Source organism: Bradyrhizobium sp. 4 (assembly GCF_023100905.1).
Taxonomy (GTDB): domain Bacteria; phylum Pseudomonadota; class Alphaproteobacteria; order Rhizobiales; family Xanthobacteraceae; genus Bradyrhizobium.
In genome coordinates, this window is sequence record NZ_CP064686.1 from 2,869,624 (window position 1) to 2,886,303 (window position 16,680).

Sequence of the window (16,680 nt, forward strand, 5' to 3'; positions counted from 1 at the left end):
GGGTGTCTCCGCGATCAGAGTTTGGGCTCGCCAAGCCCGGACAGACGTTCCAGATGCTTGACGGTCGCGATGAAGTCGGCGTCGCCGTCGCCCTGCGCGACCAGCGAGCCATAGGTCTCGCGCACTTGGGCCGCGAGCTGAAGCGGCACGCCGACGGCGTGGCCGGCGCCGAGGATCAGGTCGAGATCCTTGGCCATCTGCCTGCAGGAGAAGGTCGAGTCGAAATCGCGGTTACGCAGCGGCGCGGTCTTGTACTTCACCATCGGTGAGGCGACTGCGCTGTCGTCGAGAACTTTCAGAATGTCCTGCCAGCCGATGCCGCCCTTGCGCGCCAGCGCCAGGCTCTCCGCCATCATGGCGGCCGACACCGCAATCATTAAATTGACCGCAAGCTTGGCATATCGCGCTTCCTCGCCGGACCCGAGATAGGTCTGGGCGCGGGTGAAGGCGGCGAACAGCGGTTTTGCGTTTTCGTAGGCGTCCTTCGGGCCCGAGACGAAGCAGCTCAGCGCGCCGGTGTGGACGATGCTGGCATTGCCCGAGACTGGCGCACGCAGGTAGAGGACACCGCGCGCCTGGGCGGCGGCATCGACCTCTGCGGAGGCCTCGACACTCACGGTGCTGGTCTCGATCAGGACAGATCCAGCAGCCATCGCGGCGATGAGGCCGGTGGAGCCGAGCAATGCGCCGCGCAAGGCCGCGTCATCGGGCAGGGACGTGACGATCGCGGCCTTGCCGTCCACGGCTTCGGCCGGCGAAGCGGCAGTCGAAATGCCTTGCGCGCGCGCCTCGTCGAGCCGTGCGGCACTCCGGTCGAACGCGGTCACGGCGTAACCAGCCTTGGCTACGAGCACCGACATCGGCAGGCCCATTTTGCCGATCCCGATGAAAGCGATGTTCTTTGGCGTATCAGTCATTGTTGTTGTCCTTGACGCCTTCAGGCGGCGTGTCCCTGTCGTTCGATGTCGTGCACCAGTCGCCGGCCGGATTGCACGAGCAGTTCCTTCTTCGCCTCCAGGCCGTCGGCCAGCAGCCGACCATTCCGCTTCTTCCACACGCCGCCGATCATCACGGCCTCGATATTCGCAAGGCTGGTCTGCATCACCACGGTGGAGACGGGATCGTGCACAGGTACGAGGTTGAGATCGCTGGCATTGATGATGACGAGGTCGGCGAGCTTGCCCGGCGTCAGCGAGCCGATCTGGCCTTCGCGACCGAGCATGCGGGCGCCTTCCGTCGTGATCCAGCGAAGCGCCTCACGGACGGGGATCGTGGTCGTCGCCGGAATGGTGCCGCTGGCCTTGCGCGATTCCGCGTTGTCCAGTGCGCGCTGCATCGAGAGCGCAACGCGCGCGGCGGAGAAGAGGTCGCCGGCCAGCACGGATTCCAGATCGATGCCGATGGTCGGCCGCACGCCGCGCTTGAGCAGCCGTCCGGTGATCGGAAAGCCGTGGGCCTGGATCATCTCGTTCTCCGGCGTCACCGAGAAGGAGACGCCGAGATCGACCATCCGATCCAGCAGTGCGTCAGGCAGGTCGTTGCCATGGACGATGTTGGTGCCGGCGCCGACGAGACCCGCCTCGATCAGCTTCTCCCAGCCACCGGGCGTCTTGGCGGGACCGCCGCCCTGATGCATGGATGCGATCAGCTTGAGCTCGCGTGCCATGCCGAAATCGTGCATGGCGACGTCCAGCGTCGAATAATGCGGGCCGAGGATCGCGAGCCCAAGCGTGACCAGGCCGTCGCGGTCGGCGAGGGGCCCCGCCAGCAGTCGCTCGACCTCACGGCGTGGATGCGGGATCTCCGAGAAATGCGGCTCGCCCGATTTGGGCTCGGGCTTTGGCGAGCCGTGGAAGAAGGCCGCGCGAATACCGCTCTCGATCAGGCCGCGCACGGCGGCATCGGTATGATCAGGCGTCGGATTGTTGTGGCACCAATCGACCAGCGTGGTGGTGCCTTGGTTGATCTGGTTCAGCGCGCCCACCAAGGTCGCGATGTAAATGTCCTCGGGCCTGAAGACCGTAGCGAGCCCGGCATGCATGCGGCGGAAATATTCCAGCAGCGTCCAGTTGGCGGCATAGCCGCGCAAGCCCGTCTGCCAGGTGTGCATATGGGCGTTGATCAGGCCGGGGATGACCATGCGGTCGGTACCGTCCACGATCTCGGTCTCGGCCGCACTGCCGCCGAGGTCGATCGATGGACGCACGTCAACGATGCGGCTGCCCTCGATCAGCACGTCGCCGATGTCGAGGTCGCCGATCGTGTGATCCATGCTGATGATCGTGGCGGATTTGATCAGCGTGCGCCGCATCGCTTCAAGCCACCGCTTTGCCGGTGACAGGCGGCTCACCGGCCCAGGCGTGCGCGATCAGGTCGCGGATGGCGTCGCGTTCGAGCGGGCGCGGGTTCCAATAGGCGTTGGTGACCGCGAGATCCGCGGCCTTGTCGATGCCGCTTTCGGGCATGCCGATGTCGCGCAATGCGACCTTCGCACCCAGCCGCCTCGCGAGCTCGAAAAGTCCCTGCGATGCATCGGCGGCGCCGATGGCGCGGGAGATCCTCGCCATCGCGTCGGGCACGGCCGGCGCGTTGTAGGCCAGCGCGTGCGGCAGCACGATGGTGTGGGTCTCGGCATGCGGCAGGTCGAAGGTGCCGCCGAGCGTGTGGCAGAGCTTGTGATGCAGCGCCATGCCGACGGTGCCGAGGCAGACGCCGCACAGCCAGGCGCCATAGAGCGCTTCGGTGCGAGCCTCGCGATCATCGCTTTTCGCGGCGATGGCGGGCAGCGCACGTGCCAACGCGCGAATGCCTTCTTCCGCCATCAGCGACGTGACGGGATTGGTGTCGCGCGCGTAGAGCGCTTCGACCGCATGCGCGATCGCATTGATGCCTGATGTCGCGGCCAGGCTCGCCGGCAGCGTCAAAGTGAGGTCGACATCGTAGATCACGGTCTCGGGCAGGATGGCGGCGTCGCGTACCGTGGTCTTCAGCCCGTTCTCGGTCTGGCCGACGATCGGCGTCATCTCCGAGCCGGCATAGGTGGTGGGAATGCAGAGTTGGTTGATCCCGGTGCGTAAGGCCAGCGCCTTGCCGAGCCCGGTCGTGGATCCGCCACCGAGGGAAATGACGCAGTCGGCCTCGCACGCCTTCATCGCCGCGAGCGCCCGCTCCGTGACCTCGACCGGCGTGTGCATGGTCGCGCCCGGAAAGATGCCGGCGTAGAGCGGACCGAGCGCCGCGCCCAAGCTCTTGCCTTGCGCCTCCTGTTGCGGCGTTGTCAGCACCAGCGCGCGCTTGCCGCCGAGCCGCTCGACCTCGGTCTTGGCCGAAGCCAGCGTTCCGCTGCCGAACACGACGCGGCAGGGCAGGTTTTCAAAGGTGAACGTACCGATCATGTGCCGGTCTCTTTGATGGGATAATCGACCTGGAAGCGTCCGATCCGCAAGTCGCCCAGCGCCTCGCGCACCCGCAAATGTTCCGGGTGGGTGGCATAGGCCGCGAGCGCAGCGTGATCGGTGAATTCGGAGAACAGAACGACGTCGCAGGCGTAGTCGACATCGCTGACGTCGAGGCCGACTTCGATATGGGTGAGGCCGTCGATCCGGCCGCGCAAGCCCTCGAACAGGGTCTTGACCTTGACCCGGGCGGCGGCCCGCTCCGCGGGCGTCTCCCCGCGCAGCCGCCACATCACGATGTGCCTGATCCGGCCCGACATTTCCCTGTTTCCTCGCCTGCTATCTTGCTTGTGTTTGGTCCATTTTGACTTGCGGGATGTGGAAATAAAGCTCAATAATCGTAAGTCTCTTTTCCTGTTTGCGAAAAAATGGACCGCCTGCTCCAATTGGAAGTGTTCGCCAAGACGGCCGAGCTCGGCAGCATGTCCAAAGCTGCCGAAGCCCTGCGCATGTCGAATGCTGCCGCGAGCCGCCATCTCAGCGCGCTCGAGGAGCGCCTTGCGGTCCGGCTGATCGAGCGCAACACCCGTCGGCTGTGGTTGACGGAGGCGGGGCAGGTACTGCTGGAGCGCTCGAGCCGGGTTTTGAGCGAGCTGGCGGAAGCCGAGGACATCGTCAGCGATCGCGCGCTGTCGCCGCAGGGCACGCTGCGGGTCACGAGCTCGCTGTCCTTTGCGGTGATCTATCTGGCGCCGATGCTGCCGGCCTTCCGCGCGCGCTATCCGAAGCTCAACATGCAGATCACCACCGCCAACCGCTACTCCGATTTCATCGAGGCCGGCATCGACGTGGCGATCAGGACGCGCGAGCAGGAGCCGGATTCGAACATTATCGTCCGCCGCATCGGCCAGATGCGGCGGGTGCTCGCTGCTGCGCCGTCCTATCTCGCAAGCTGCGGCGAGCCGGAGCAGCCGGTCGATCTCGCGCGCCACAACATGCTGGTCTATAATCTCGCCAACGATCCCTATTCGCTGCGCCTGCGCAAAGGCAACGGCGCGCAGACTGTCCGCATCACGCCGACGCTCGACAGCAATGACGGCCAGGTCATCCGCGGCGCAGCACTGGCGGGGCTCGGCATCCTCATCCAGCCGCTCTATATCGTGCAAAGCGACATCGCGGCGGGCCGTCTCGTCCCGGTTTTGATGGACTGGGAGCTGCCGCTGCTGACGATGAACATCGCCTACCAGAACCGCGCCGGACTGCCCGCCAAGATCAGGGTCTTTTCCGACTTTCTGGTCACCCACATCCGAGAGCATTCGCAGCCGGGGATCTGGATCGACGCGGTGAAGTGAGCGACATTTTCGAATTCAGGCGGCTTTGCAGAAGGCACATCCATTGAAAGCCAGGACATCCGGCACCGCATGGCGGCATGCCAACATCGGTCGGCTGCTCAACAGCGCGGTGCGGCGCTTCGAAGGTCGTGTGCTCGAGCTGATGAGCGAGAAGGGGCATGACGAAACCCGGATCGCGCATGTCGGCCTCACACGCAATCTCGACGTCGAGGGGACCAGACTGACGGAACTCGCCCGCCGCGCCTCCATGAGCAAGCAGGCGATGGGCGAGCTGGTCGATCAATGCGCCGAGCTCGGCCTGGTCGATCGCATCGCCGATCCGACCGATCGGCGCGCGCGCATCGTTATGTTCACGCCGGCGGGACGCAAATGGCTCGATGCGTTCCGCGACGCCGTCGACGTTGCCGAGCAGGAGATGCGCGCCGAACTCGGCAAGGCCACGATGGACACGATCCTGAAGGGATTGGCAGTCTACGGCGCGCAATTCGACACGCTCCACGAGCCGGATTAGTCAGGCTACTTGACGATATCGTCAGGCAACCTTACCATGCAGGATAATGCTGGTAGGGAGAAACGTCTTGGAAACATGTCTGACGGCCTCGGTGCTCATCGTGGGTGGGGGGCCCTGCGGCCTGATGCTCGCCAACGAGCTCGGCCGGCGCGGCGTGTCCGCGATCCTGGTCGATGAAAAGCCGGGCACGGCATTCAATCCGCAAGCCAATGCGACGCAGGCGCGCTCGATGGAGCACTATCGGCGGCTGGGTTTTGCCGACGAGATCCGACGCGAAGGTCTGCCAGCGGATTATCCGACTGACGTTGCGTATTTCACGCGCTACACCGGCTACGAGCTGGCCCGATTTCAGTTGCCGTCGTCGTCACGCGCGGGCGAACTCGTCAAGGGCATGTCGGGCTCCTGGAACGCGGCCGAGCTGCCGCATCGGGTCTCGCAAAAATATGTCGAGGCGGTGCTGCGCCGCCATGCCGAACGGCTTCCCGGAATACGGCTCAGCTACGGTCATCGTCTGATCAGTTACGTCGAGAACGATGACGGCGTCGTCGCCGAGATCGAATGTCTCGATGACAACAGCCGCTTTCAGGTCCGGGCCGACTTCCTGGTCGGGGCCGACGGGCCGCGCTCGATGGTCCGGCAATCGCTCGGGATCGTCTACGGCGGCGAGACCGGAGCGCAGCGCGACTTCATGGGCGGCCGCATGCTGGCGGTCTATCTCCGTTCGCCCGAATTCTACGCGAGCATCCTGCACGCCAAGGCCTGGATGTACAATTGCTTCAACGGCGACCGCCGCGCCTTCATGGCATCGGTGAACGGTCGCGACGAGTTTGCGTTTCACACGCAGCTTCGGCCCGATGAGAACGAAAATGCGATCACGATCGACGAAGCCAAAGCAGCGTTCCAGCGCGCTTGCGGCGCGCCGATCGACTGCGAAGTGCTGTCGTTCCTGACCTGGACCGCCGGCCACGCGCTGGTTGCGAACGGAATGCAGCGGGGCAGGGTCTTCCTCGGCGGCGACGCGGCGCATCTGTTCACGCCGACCGGCGGGCTTGGCTACAACACCGCGATCGAGGATGCGGTCAATCTCGGCTGGAAGCTCGCAAGCGTCATCAAAGGTGTGAGCCCGGCGGAGCTGCTCGACAGCTACGAGGTCGAGCGGCGTCCGGTGGCGCTTCGCAACACCGATTATGCGCGTCGCTTTGCCGACTCCCTGGGTCTGTTCGCTCCCGCGCCTGAGATCGAGGACGCCACCGATGCCGGCGACGAGGCGCGGCGGATCGCGGGCGTCTATCTCGAACAGCACGCCCGCGCCGAATTCAACATCCCTGGCGTGACCTTCGGTGGGCGCTACGACGGCTCGCCGATCATCGTTTCCGACGGCAGCCAGCCGCCGCCCGATGCCGCGAACGTCTACGTTCCGAGCGCTTGTCCCGGCGGCCGCGCCCCGCATGCGTGGCTGGAAGACGGCGTCTCCCTGTACGACCTGTTCGGGTTCGAGTGGACGCTGCTCCAGTTTGGCGAGGTCATGTCCGCGCATGCGTCATTCGCCGAGACCATCCGGGCGATCGGGGTCGATGTGAAACTCGTCACGCTGCCGCAATCGCTGCGCGATCTCTACCAGGCGGATCTGGCTTTGATACGCCCCGACCAGATCGTGGCCTGGCGTGGCAGCGCATCACAGGCCGGCATGATCGAGCGCGTGCTCGCCCGAGCACTCGGACACAATGCGAGCGACAGCGCACGGCTGGCCAGCTGATCGACTCTTGCCGTCGCATCCGACCAGCGGCTGCGCGGCCAATAACAACAAGACAACAAAACGGCAAATGACACCGGAGGAGGAAACCGTGACGACAAGAGCATTGGAGCACTACGACGATCATGTTGCGACCGCCGCCACTGCCGGGCAGACGGCGAGCAGCCGCCGGCGTATCCTGATTGCCGGCACCATCGGCACCGCGATCGAATGGTACGACTTTTTCATCTACGGCCTGATCGCGCCGCTGGTGTTCGATCAGCTGTTCTTTCCGAAATTCGACCAGCTCACGGCGACCATTGCGGTGTTCGCGACGTTTGCCGTCGGATTTTTGGCGCGTCCGCTCGGCGGGCTTGTGTTCGGCCATTTCGGTGACCGCCTCGGCCGAAAGTCGGTCTTGCTGTGTACGCTGCTCATGATGGGACTTGCGACCATATCGATCGGATTGTTGCCGACCTACGCCAGTGCAGGCGTGGCCGCGACCGTCGCGCTCGTGGCGTTGCGCTTCGTCCAGGGGTTTGCGCTCGGCGGCGAGTCGACGGCGGCGATCCTTATGGCGATCGAGACGGCGCCCGGGCACCGGCGCGGCTTCTCGGCCGCGGTGATCCAGGCCGCAGGACCCGTCGGTGTCGTGCTCGCCTCGTTCGCGGCGCTCACGATTTCAAGGCTGCCGGAGGCGGACCTGCTGTCATGGGGCTGGCGCGTGCCGTTCCTGATCAGTGCGGTGCTGGTCGCGCTCGGCGTCTACATGCGCCTGCGCATCGAGGAGAGCGCGACGTTCCGCGAAGCGAAGGTGACTGAAGTGGCGCCTGTGGTCGAAGCCCTGAGGGAGCACTGGCGGCCGATCCTCATCGTGTTCTTCGCCGAGATGGCGCAGACTTCCTATTTCTATCTGACCGCCATCTTCACCATCTCCTTCGCGACCCGTCAGCTCGGCGTCCAGAAGGACGTCATCACGCAGGCCGTGCTGTTTGCCAATCTCGTCGGGCTCGTTGCGATGCCCCTCATCGGCGCCTGGTCCGACCGCATCGGACGAAAGCGTCTGTTCCTGGCCGGCGTCGTGCTCGCAGCCATCTCGATGTTTGCATTCTACGGTGTGGTCGCGAGCCGTGACACGATGCTGGTGACGTGCGCGGTGATCCTCGCCGCGGGGATAATCCATCCGCTGATGTTCGGCAGCGAAGGGAGCTATTTCCCGGAGCTGTTTCCGACCCGCATTCGCTTCACCGGCGTGTCGATCGGAAAGCAACTCGGGACGGTGCTCGGCGGCGGCATTGCGCCGCTGGTCGCCACCAGCCTGTTTGCGCAGACGGGCTCCACCTACGCGATCACAGGATACTACGTTGCGCTCGCGCTCGCGGCGATGATCGCGCTCGGCTTCGCGCGTGAAACCGGCAAGTCGCGGCTGCTCGGCTGAGCTTGGCCACAACACCAGGGAGATTTTCATGGACGTCAGTCTTCTCGTCAACGGGCAGGATCAGGCCGCTTCCAGCGGCAAGGTGTTCGAGCGGCGCAATCCGCTGTCGCAGGAGGTCGCAAGCCGCGCGGCCGCTGCCACGGCTTCCGATGCCGACGCCGCAGTGGCGGCGGCTTCCGCCGCATTGCCAGGATGGTCGGCACTTGGCCCGAATGCGAGGCGAGCCCTGTTGCTGAAGGCCGCAGATGCGCTTGAGGCCAAGCGCGACGCCTTCGTCTCGATCATGATGGCCGAGATCGGCACGACAGAGATCTGGTCGGCCTTCAACGTCAAGCTCGCGACCGGCATGCTGCGCGAAGCGGCGTCGCTCACCACGCAGATCGCGGGCGAGGTGATCCCGTCGGACAAGCCGGGATGTCTCGCGATGTCGGTTCGCCAGCCAGCCGGCGTCTGCCTCGGCATCGCGCCGTGGAACGCGCCGATCATTCTCGGCGTTCGCGCCGTGGCGACGGCGCTCGCCTGCGGCAATTCGGTCGTGCTCAAGGCGTCCGAGATCTGCCCGGGAACACACCGGCTGATCGGCGAGGTTTTCAAGGACGCAGGCTTTCCGCCCGGCGTCGTGAATGTCCTGACCAACGCACCGGCCGACGCGCCCGCTCTGGTCGAGCGCCTCATCGCCAATCCTGCCGTGCGGCGGGTCAATTTTACCGGCTCGACTCGGGTCGGTCGAGTCATCGCCGAACTCGCCGGTCGCCACCTCAAGCCGGCGCTGCTCGAGCTTGGCGGCAAGGCGCCTCTGATCGTGCTCGACGATGCCGACCTCGATGCCGCCGTCGCGGCGGTCGCGTTCGGCGCCTTCATCAATCAGGGCCAGGTTTGCATGTCGACCGAGCGGGTGATCGTCGACGAGGCGGTGGCGGCCGCCTTTGTCGAGAAGCTGGCGAAGAAAACGGCTGCGCTTCCGGCCGGCGACCCGCGCCACGGTCCGGTGGTGGTCGGCTCGATGATCGACGAAGCGCCGGCCGAGCATGTCGTTGCACTGATCGACGACGCGATCGCCAAAGGGGCCGTCAAGCTCGCGGGCGGGGACCGGATTGGCACGGTCGTCCCGGCCACCGTGCTCGACCGCGTGGTGCCCGGCATGCGCATCTACGCCGAGGAGAGCTTTGGTCCCGTCGTGTCGGTGGTCCGCGCGCGTGGCGTGGACGATGCCGTGCGGCTCGCCAACGACACCGAGTATGGCCTCTCGGCTGCCGTGTTCGGCCGCGACGTCGCGCGTGCACTGACGGTGGCGCAGCGTATCGAAAGCGGCATCTGCCACGTCAACGGCCCGACCGTGCATGACGAGGCGCAGATGCCGTTCGGCGGCGTGAAGGGATCGGGCTACGGCCGCTTCGGCGGCCAGGCCGGCATCGCCGAGTTCACCGATCTGCGCTGGATCACCATCGAGACGCAGCCGCAGCACTATCCCTTCTAACCGCGCCGCAAGCGAAGCCCACCAGGACGTCCATTCATGAATTCGAAAGTTCTCACGGTTCGGGAAGCGACCCTCGGTGTGCTTCGCTCCTTTGGCGTCGATCGCGTTTTCGGCAATCCCGGCTCGACCGAGCTCGCCTTCCTGGACGACTGGCCCGACGACATCGACTACGTGCTCGGTCTGCAGGAAGCCTGTGTCGTCGGCATGGCCGACGGCTATGCGCAGGCGACGGGGCGTCCGGCTTTCGTCAATTTGCACTCGGCGGCCGGGCTCGGTCATGCCCTCGGCAATCTCTTCACCGCGTTCCGCAACAAGACGCCGATGGTCGTGACAGCCGGGCAGCAGGCGCGCAGCCTGTTGCGGATGCGACCCTATCTCTTCGCCGAGGACGCCGCACAGTTTCCAAAGCCGTATGTGAAATGGAGCGCGGAACCGGCGCGCGCCGAAGATGTTCCAGCGGCAATTGCGCAGGCCTTCCTTACTGCCATGCAGCATCCGCGCGGTCCGACATTCGTGTCCGTGCCGTCGGATGACTGGGCGCGGCCCGCAGTCGCTCCGCCGGTCCGCCACATCGCGACGGAGTTTGCGCCGGATCCGGCGGCGATCGTCCGGCTCGGCGCGGCGATCCGCGCCGCCAAGAGACCTATCTTCGTTGTCGGACCCGAAATCGATCGCAGCGGCTGCGTCGAGGCGATGGTCGCTGTGGCCGAGCAGGCGAGCGCGGCCGTTTGGGCAAGTCCGATGTCGAGCCGTTCGAGCTTTCCGGAATTGCATCCGCGGTTCGCCGGCTTCCTTCCGGCAGCGCCGGGAGGTCTCGCCCGCGCCCTGCGCGGCGCCGATCTGATCGTCGTGGTCGGCGCGCCGGTGTTTACTTTCCATGTCGAAGGACAATGCGAATTGCTCGACGACGGAACGCCGGTCTGGCAGATCACGGATGATCCGACAGAGGCCGCATCCGCTTCTGTCGGTGACACCATCATCAGCACGCTCCCGAAGGCGCTAGCTGGGCTGCTGTCGGCGATGCCTGACATTGCGGAGCGCGAAGTGCCGGCCGCGCGGATGCGGCCTGCCGCTCCTGCCGCGCAAAATCCGATTCCGCCGAGCTATGCGCTCGCCCGGCTCTCGGCGTTGATGCCGGGCGATGCGATCGTGGTCGAGGAGGCGCCGTCGCATCGCCCCGCCATTCAGCAATTCCTGCCTCGGCCGGGCGCGGACAGCTTCTACACGATGGCGAGCGGCGGACTTGGTTACAGCCTGCCGGCTTCGGTCGGCGTGGCGCTGGCGCGGCCGGGCCGCCGCATCGTCGCCCTGATCGGTGACGGATCGGCGATGTATTGCATCCAGGCGATCTGGACCGCGGTGCAACGCCGCTTGCCGATCACCTTCGTGATCATGAACAATTCAGGCTATGGCGCGATGCGCGCCTTCAGCCAGCTGATGCAGGCGCATCGCCCGCCCGGGATCGACCTGCCTGGGCTCGACTTCGTGGCGCTCGCAAGGGGAATGGGTTGTCCGGGGCAGCGCGTGACCGATGTCGGCGACGTCGACGCCATCTTGACCGAAGCGTTGGCATCAAGGGGTCCCGCGCTGGTCGATATCGCCGTCGACGACGCCACGACGGACCTGTTCAGCCACTCCCGCTAGCTGGCGGTGGAGGCACTGGTCCGCGGCGACAAAACGCCCGATGGCAATTTGCTTGTGAAGGCGCGGATCTTGGGTTGAACACGCGATCCGTCGATCACCTCGAGGTGGCCGCAGCGGTTCAAGGTGTGCAACTTCCTGCCGGGCCATGCCGGTCCGGGCCGCAGAGAGTGGCGGACAATCTGCTTGAACGTCGTCGGCGAGAGTTCGACGATTTCCGCTAGGGCAAGCGCTGCCCCGTATCCGCCGGCACAGTCCTGGACCGGGCGCCACAATTTGTCATTGATGGTGACGAAATTCCCCGCAGGCCGCGTGGTCGCTCGATCGATCAGCACGGGGTTGCTGGCATGCGGCAACCACGGGCCCATGAGGTGCTCGGCGTAATAGATCGCCAGCGAATCCGAATAGCCGCCGGTGCCGTCGCGCCAAGCCCCGAACAGATAGTTCAGGCCGTTGTGCCGCGTGATCGTGGCATCGGCCAGCTCGACGCCCGAAAGCAGCGTCGCATGCCGCTCCCATTTGTCCGGAAACCGAACGCATTTGTAGATGGCGACGTCCCCATTGGTCGAGCTCTCCGGGATCATCCACAACGCGCCATCGTCCTCGATCAAGAACGGATAGGAGAGGTGCCAAGGCTCGTTCAGCACGGGCACAACCTCTCCGACGGGACCGGCATCGTCGAACTCGATTGCCGAAATGATTCCTTTTCCAACCCGGTGATCGAGGTCTTCAAAGAAGACGAATGTTCGCCCCTGCCAGGTGATGGGGAAAGGATCGGCGTAGAAGTGGTTTCCGGGATCGGCAAGGACGTTCCAGCGGGACCCCGACAGATCTCCGGTCTGCCAGACGCCGGCGCCATCATTGAAGCGCCATCCGACATGCCAGTGCGGGGCATAGCAGCAGAGGCGATAGATCTCCTTGGCAATCGATGTCGCTAGGCCGCGCGCGACGTACGCCGCCGGCGGGCGGCCGTTACCAATTCGGGCGGGTCGTGCCATCAGCGGCACGATGCGCGGCCGTCCCGACAGGATGGCCGCCACCATGGTCAGGGTTCGCGCCATGACGGTTTCCAGTCCGCCGCTCAGACCGGCCGCGATTTCGGCGGAGGGGTGGCCGCGATCGAGGACGGCACCGTCGACCTCGTCGACGATTTCGATCACCGGCAGATCGCCGGCGAGAATGGCGGCAAGAGCTGCGTTTTCGCCTGCGACTCCATTGAACAGCGGGCGGAGATACTGCCGGGCGGAGCAGTGCGGATCCCGCGCGCCACCGGTGAAATCGACGATGACGTCTGCCGTGCCGGCGCGAGCCTGCATTCGTTCGGGACTGATCTTCAGCCTGTTGGCGCCGCTGTGTTTGCCCTTGTGCAACACCAAACGTTCGAGCTCGAACAGCATGTCGAGACCGGTCGGCCGCGGCTCCGCCGTTGCGGTCCATGCGATCTGGACCGGTACATCCCGGCCGTCGATCGACAGCATGTCGCGGCCCATCCACTGCCGCGCATACTCAATTTCACAGCGAAACTCGATGGTCATGTCGAGCCGATCCGTTTCAATGCGTCCCGATCAGATGACCTGGCCGAGAATTCGAACGTATTCCTCCACCATGGCGTCCACTGAATAGCGCAGCTTCAGGCCCTTGGCGTTTTGCCGCAGTTCGTCGCTCAGTTTTTGGTCCGTCAGGAGCCTGGAGACCGCGGCCGACAGCTTGGTATGATCGGCGGCATCGACGAACAGCGCTGTCGGCTTTCCCTCGACGGACAAGACCTCGCGCAAGACCGGGAGATCGGTGACGACCGAGGGAATGCCGGCGTTTGCGGCCTCCACAGCGGCGAGGCCGAAGGTCTCCGCCTGCGTCGGAAATACGAACACGTCGAGAGCGGCGAGAAACTCCGCCATCTGGCGCGGGGTGATTTCGCCGAGCAGATGCAGCCTGTCCGATACTCTCAACTCATCCGCCAACTGCCTCAGCCGGCCCTCGTCGGCTCCCTGGCCCGCCAGCGCGAGATGCCAGGAGGGTTGATCCGGCAACAGACGTATCGCCGCGTCGAGCCGCTTGTGCGGGTGCAATCTTGCTGCGCAGCCGAGCAGGGTGCTTTCCGGCGGCAGATTGAATTTCTGTCGCGCGGCTTGCTTCGTCAGGGTGAGCGCCTTGTCGTCGAAGCCGTGCGGGACGTGCACCATGCGCGCGCGGTAAGCTTTGGGGTAGCGCGAATACTCGCGCTGCATGTCCTGCGAGTTGAGCGTGATGCGGTCGAAGAAGCCGAGGCTGCCCATGACGATGTCGGCGGTGCGGACCGGCCAACTCATCGACAACGCGGATGAAACCTGATTGGCGATGACAGGCACACGGCAGATCAGGCGCGCCACACCGGCGCCGATGACATTGCCGAAGTGCTGAAAGGTCAGAACGGCGTCGGGCCTGGTGGCCCTGAGATGGCCGCCGAGCGTCCACAGCATTTGCAGCAGCGCCAGCGGATTTCCCGGCCGGCTCGACGCGCAATAGATGGTGTCGGGCGGCTCATCGAACGAATCCGACTTGCGGAAGAAGAACAGATGGGTGACGCGATAGCCGCGGGCGGTCAGTCCGGCGCCAAGCAGGCGCGAGATCTCCTGCGCACCCGCGTTCTCCGCCTGGGTCTGTACGAGAAGCACGTGCAGCTTTCGTCCGCCACCGTTGGGTGGCGCGAGTGCTGTCGCAGTGGTCTCGCCCAACGCCTTGTTTGGCTGGTAATGAAGCACGGATCCCGACCCACTAGAGAAACGAATTTTTCGCATTCTTAACTCCGTGCTTACCATGGAGGCCTCGCGCGGACACCGACTAGCAATAAACGGAGTTAATGTGCGCCCTGCCGCAAGGGCACGGTTCGCGAGGGAATTCCGCTGGTTCCGGACGAAGTGAAGCGAGCGCGTTAACCAATTGGTCGTGACCGCGCCAGGCGCGGGTAACCGCGGATTAACCATAGATATTTACGTTGGAGCAGGCACTGAACAGTGTTCGCCAGTTGAATCCGAGTAAAATCCATGACGTTCGGTCGCCGCGCAGACCCGACAAGCTCCGGATCGACCGGTGTTGCCGCGTCGTGGCAGACTCAAAATGCGTCGAGCGGCGAGTCGCGCGAGTCCGCCGCGCGCTTGGGCGGTGCGCTCACGGCCGCGGGCGCGCTCTCCTTCATGCGGGACAACGCTCGCCGCATCCTGACGCTCGCTCTCGCGATTTTTGGCCTTGGCGTCGTCGTTCTCTTGGTGATCCCGGTGCGATTTGCGGCGACCGCGCTGGTCGTGGTCGATCCCCGCGAGCAACGCGTGACCTCGGAGCAGGACGTTCTGCCGGGCATCGGGCAGGATAGCGCCGCGCTGCAAAGCCTGGTCGAAGTGGCGAAGTCCGACGGCTTTCTCGAGCCGCTGATCGAGCAGCTCAAGATTCGGGATGACCAGGACATTTCCGGGGGGCATAGCGACCCCGCGCGCCTGCTCGAGAGATTCCGCAACCGCCTCGACATTTCCCGTCGCGGGCTGACCTATGTCATCGCCATCCGCTTCACCTCCAACCGGCCGGAGCGGGCGGCCTACTACGCCAATGCCATCGCCGAGGCGTTCGTCGCCAGCCAGGGCCGCAGCCGCACCAATGCGACCGACGAGGCCGCCGACTGGCTCAGTGGCCGGCTCAAATCATTGAACGAACGGTTGAAGGCGTCAGAGGACGCCGTGGCCACGTTCAAGCTCGAGCACAGGATCGTCAACGCGGGCAAGGATTCCACCACCCAGCAATTGCGGGTCACCGAACTGTCGCAGCAGGTTGCCGCTGCGCGGGCCCGGACCGAAGAGGCGAAGGCCCGCTACGAGCAGGCACAGCGCGACGTGAAGGCGAATGTCGATAGCCCCGTCAAGCAGGATCTGCTGAGCGCCCTGCGCGCACAGCGGTCGGCGCTCAATGACCAGATTGCGCAGAAGCGGGCGGTCTTCGGCGATCGTCATCCCGACCTCGTCATGTCGTACAGCCAGTTGACCGATCTCAACAGGCAGATCGAGGTCGAGCGGACGAAGGGCATCGATACCGCAAAATCGGAATACGAGGCCCAGCGCGAGCAGCAGAAGGCGCTGGAAGGCCAGATGAAGGCGGCGGAATCGCAGCTTCTGGTCGACGGTCAGGCTCTGGTCCGGCTCCAGGAGCTGCAGCGCGACGCCGAGGCCAACAGAAATATATACGAGCAGTTCCTCTCGCGCTCCAAGACGACGAACGAGCAGCGCCTCTTGCAGAGCTCCCAGACCAAGATTGCGTCGTCCGCCATTCCGCCGCTGCGCTCGACCCTTCCACCGCTGTCTTTGCTGCTCGCCGCTCTCGCGATCGGTTCGTTGCTGACATCGACGGCGGTCGTTGCCGCCACGGGACGCGGATCGGACAAATCCGCTCCTGATATCCGCGACCCCGAGCCGGCTCCGCGCCAGCCGGCGACGTGGTCACGTCCGCCGGTGTGGGCCCGTATTCCCGACCTGACGCCTGGCGAAGTCCCCAGAAACATCTGGCAAGCTCCGGTGTCCGCGACGACCGAACTCGATCTCGGTCCCCATCTGCGTCCGCTGGTGGAGCGGCTGGAGAAGGTGCCGGGACCTCGTGGCAAGGTCGTCCTCGTGATGTCGGTCGGGAAGCGCGCCGGCGGCAACACCGTCGCGCGGTCGCTGAATCGATGGGCTGTGAACACTGGGAGGCTGAGCGTCCTGATCCGGGTCGAGCCGGATCTCGGCGGTGCCGGGGCCGGCCTCGCCAAGGGCCAGGCCGACGGCATGACCACTGCAGATTTCCGCAGCGTCGATGAGCTTCTGAGCGCCAGCAAGAGGCCGGCGCCGCCGCCCGCGGACGATATTCGTTCGGAGTTCGATCTGATCGTCGTCCACGCCACCTCCCTGGCGTTGCAGCCGGAGGCGGCGGCGCTGGCTGCTCACGCTGATCTTGTCATGCTGGTCGCGCGCGAAGACGCAGTCGACTCGGCCGCCATGCGCAGGGCGATCGCTGCGCTCTCCCGGTTTGCCGGCGTGCCGACCGGCATCGTCGTCAATCGTGTGCCGGCCGGCCCGTCGGCGTCGCGTCGCGGCGAAGTGCTGGGGCTGGCTGGTTGACGCCACCCGGCAACGGA

At 65.2% G+C, this 16,680-nt stretch carries 13 protein-coding genes; 7 read left to right on the forward strand and 6 right to left on the reverse strand.

From position 1 onward, the window contains the following. Window positions 1-14: 14 nt before the first annotated feature. From IVB45_RS13080 to IVB45_RS13095, 4 genes are read right to left on the reverse strand one after another with little or no spacing between them, the layout of a single operon-like run. Entirely contained in the window at window positions 15-917 is a 903-nt protein-coding gene (locus IVB45_RS13080; protein ID WP_247359714.1) for an NAD(P)-dependent oxidoreductase, read from the reverse strand. Window positions 918-937: 20 nt separating this feature from the next. Continuing rightward, a complete protein-coding gene (locus IVB45_RS13085; protein WP_247359713.1) occupies window positions 938-2,311 on the reverse strand; it encodes an amidohydrolase family protein in 1,374 nt (457 codons plus the stop codon). Between the two features lie 4 nt (window positions 2,312-2,315). Further along, complete coding sequence (locus tag IVB45_RS13090; RefSeq protein ID WP_027569279.1) at window positions 2,316-3,395, reverse strand: maleylacetate reductase; 1,080 nt, start codon at window positions 3,393-3,395, stop codon at window positions 2,316-2,318. Then, complete coding sequence (locus IVB45_RS13095) at window positions 3,392-3,715, reverse strand: Dabb family protein (protein WP_027569280.1); 324 nt, start codon at window positions 3,713-3,715, stop codon at window positions 3,392-3,394. Before IVB45_RS13095 ends, IVB45_RS13090 begins: the two co-directional genes overlap by 4 nt. A 108-nt stretch (window positions 3,716-3,823) precedes the next feature. Here IVB45_RS13095 and IVB45_RS13100 point away from each other — a divergent pair, with 108 nt between their 5' ends. From IVB45_RS13100 to mdlC, 6 genes are all read left to right on the forward strand, one after another. Further along, window positions 3,824-4,747, forward strand: coding sequence for a LysR family transcriptional regulator (locus tag IVB45_RS13100; RefSeq protein ID WP_247359712.1), 924 nt, complete (start codon window positions 3,824-3,826; stop codon window positions 4,745-4,747). Window positions 4,748-4,790: 43 nt separating this feature from the next. Next, complete coding sequence (locus IVB45_RS13105; protein WP_247359711.1) at window positions 4,791-5,258, forward strand: MarR family transcriptional regulator; 468 nt, start codon at window positions 4,791-4,793, stop codon at window positions 5,256-5,258. A 46-nt stretch (window positions 5,259-5,304) separates the two neighbouring features. Further along, window positions 5,305-7,014: an FAD-dependent oxidoreductase gene (locus IVB45_RS13110; RefSeq protein ID WP_247359710.1), complete on the forward strand. Its 1,710-nt coding sequence runs from the start codon at window positions 5,305-5,307 to the stop codon at window positions 7,012-7,014. A gap of 88 nt (window positions 7,015-7,102) precedes the next feature. Then, window positions 7,103-8,428, forward strand: a complete 1,326-nt coding sequence (locus tag IVB45_RS13115; RefSeq protein ID WP_247359709.1) for an MFS transporter — start codon at window positions 7,103-7,105, stop codon at window positions 8,426-8,428. A 28-nt stretch (window positions 8,429-8,456) separates the two neighbouring features. Further along, a complete protein-coding gene (locus IVB45_RS13120) occupies window positions 8,457-9,905 on the forward strand; it encodes an aldehyde dehydrogenase (RefSeq protein ID WP_247359708.1) in 1,449 nt (482 codons plus the stop codon). 36 nt (window positions 9,906-9,941) lie between these two features. Continuing rightward, window positions 9,942-11,549 (forward strand): benzoylformate decarboxylase, encoded by a 1,608-nt coding sequence (mdlC, locus tag IVB45_RS13125; RefSeq protein WP_247359706.1) that lies wholly within the window; start codon window positions 9,942-9,944, stop codon window positions 11,547-11,549. On the opposite strand, the gene IVB45_RS13130 is transcribed toward mdlC, so the two are convergent. Further along, on the reverse strand, window positions 11,546-13,081 hold the full coding sequence (locus tag IVB45_RS13130; RefSeq protein WP_247359705.1) for a hypothetical protein: 1,536 nt from the start codon (window positions 13,079-13,081) through the stop codon (window positions 11,546-11,548). The genes mdlC and IVB45_RS13130 overlap by 4 nt on opposite strands. Before the next feature lie 30 nt (window positions 13,082-13,111). Beyond that, window positions 13,112-14,287, reverse strand: a complete 1,176-nt coding sequence (locus tag IVB45_RS13135) for a glycosyltransferase family 4 protein (protein WP_247359704.1) — start codon at window positions 14,285-14,287, stop codon at window positions 13,112-13,114. 282 nt (window positions 14,288-14,569) lie between these two features. Between IVB45_RS13135 and IVB45_RS13140 the strand changes: the two genes are divergently transcribed. Then, a complete protein-coding gene (locus tag IVB45_RS13140; protein ID WP_247359703.1) occupies window positions 14,570-16,663 on the forward strand; it encodes a GumC family protein in 2,094 nt (697 codons plus the stop codon). Window positions 16,664-16,680 lie beyond the last annotated feature (17 nt).

Coding starts and splice junctions, on each gene's coding strand:
- IVB45_RS13120 (WP_247359708.1), top strand. CDS start 8,457: ATGGACGTCAGTCTTCTCGTCAACGGGCAGGATCAGGCCGCTTCCAGC.
- IVB45_RS13085 (WP_247359713.1), bottom strand. CDS start 2,311: ATGCGGCGCACGCTGATCAAATCCGCCACGATCATCAGCATGGATCAC.
- IVB45_RS13140 (WP_247359703.1), top strand. CDS start 14,570: ATGACGTTCGGTCGCCGCGCAGACCCGACAAGCTCCGGATCGACCGGT.
- IVB45_RS13095 (WP_027569280.1), bottom strand. CDS start 3,715: ATGTCGGGCCGGATCAGGCACATCGTGATGTGGCGGCTGCGCGGGGAG.
- IVB45_RS13130 (WP_247359705.1), bottom strand. CDS start 13,081: ATGACCATCGAGTTTCGCTGTGAAATTGAGTATGCGCGGCAGTGGATG.
- mdlC (WP_247359706.1), top strand. CDS start 9,942: ATGAATTCGAAAGTTCTCACGGTTCGGGAAGCGACCCTCGGTGTGCTT.
- IVB45_RS13100 (WP_247359712.1), top strand. CDS start 3,824: ATGGACCGCCTGCTCCAATTGGAAGTGTTCGCCAAGACGGCCGAGCTC.
- IVB45_RS13110 (WP_247359710.1), top strand. CDS start 5,305: ATGCTGGTAGGGAGAAACGTCTTGGAAACATGTCTGACGGCCTCGGTG.
- IVB45_RS13090 (WP_027569279.1), bottom strand. CDS start 3,395: ATGATCGGTACGTTCACCTTTGAAAACCTGCCCTGCCGCGTCGTGTTC.
- IVB45_RS13080 (WP_247359714.1), bottom strand. CDS start 917: ATGACTGATACGCCAAAGAACATCGCTTTCATCGGGATCGGCAAAATG.